Genomic DNA, 917 nt, shown 5'->3' on the forward strand with positions numbered 1-917 from the left:
CTGTGGACGATGTGGGTCTTGGTGGCGTTAACCGTCAGCTTCAGCTCACCTTCCAGGTAGCTCTGGGCCACCCGTAACGCATTCTCCGCGCCCGCTCGTGAGCCGCACAGGATCAGGATGTCGTCCGCGTAGCGGACGATCCGGTGACCCCGGGCTTTCATGAACTGGTCGAAGGCGTCCAGATAGACGTTCGCAATCAGCGGGCTGATCACGCCGCCCTGCGGGCTTCCCAGCTCCGTTTCTTCAAGGTGGTACCCCACCATCACGCCGCTTTCCAGGAACTGGCGCAGCAGTGACAGGACACTGCCGTCCGTGATCCGTTGGCGGAACTGGCGGATGATCAGGTCATGGTTCAACGTATCGAAGCATTTCGACAGGTCCATGTCCACAACCCAGTCACGCCGGTACCGGCGGATAAACAACTCCGCCTTGCCGATGGCGTGGTGACCACTGCGTCCCGGACGATACCCGTAGCTCGACGGGTGAAAGCCCGGGTCGAAGATCGGCTCTATGATGCTGCGCAACGCCTGCTGCACAACCCGGTCCCGTACCGTCGGAATGCCCAGCAGACGCTCACCGCCGTCATCCTTGGCGATGGCTACGCGTCTGACGGGTTGCGCCCGATAGCGCTTTTCCTTCAGCTCGAGCAACAGGCACGACAGCTCCACCTCCAGATTCGCCTCAAACGCACTCAGGCTCTGCCCATCGATTCCGGCCGCGCCCTTGTTGCGTTTGATGTGTCTGAAGGCTTCATACAGGCGCTGTTTTGACAGCAGTTGCCCGTACAGACTGTAGTATTTCCTCATGCCTGCTCATCTCTGTGGTGACGGCTTCGAGGATCGGTCTGGCTGCCGGTCTGTTTCAGGCGATCCGTCCGGGTACTAGCGCTCTGGCAATCTGCCGCCACGGTATCGCTC

1 protein-coding gene is annotated in these 917 nt (G+C 60.7%); it reads right to left on the bottom strand.

All coding sequences use genetic code 11. The features are described 5' to 3' along the window. Nucleotides 1–806: group II intron reverse transcriptase/maturase (ltrA, locus tag C7I36_RS16860; RefSeq protein ID WP_106454831.1), on the bottom strand; the 806-nt coding region annotated here is incomplete at its 3' end. Between the last annotated feature and the right edge of the window lie 111 nt (nucleotides 807–917).

This window comes from Zobellella taiwanensis (genome assembly GCF_003012795.1).
GTDB classification, from domain to species: Bacteria; Pseudomonadota; Gammaproteobacteria; order Enterobacterales; family Aeromonadaceae; genus Oceanimonas; species Oceanimonas taiwanensis.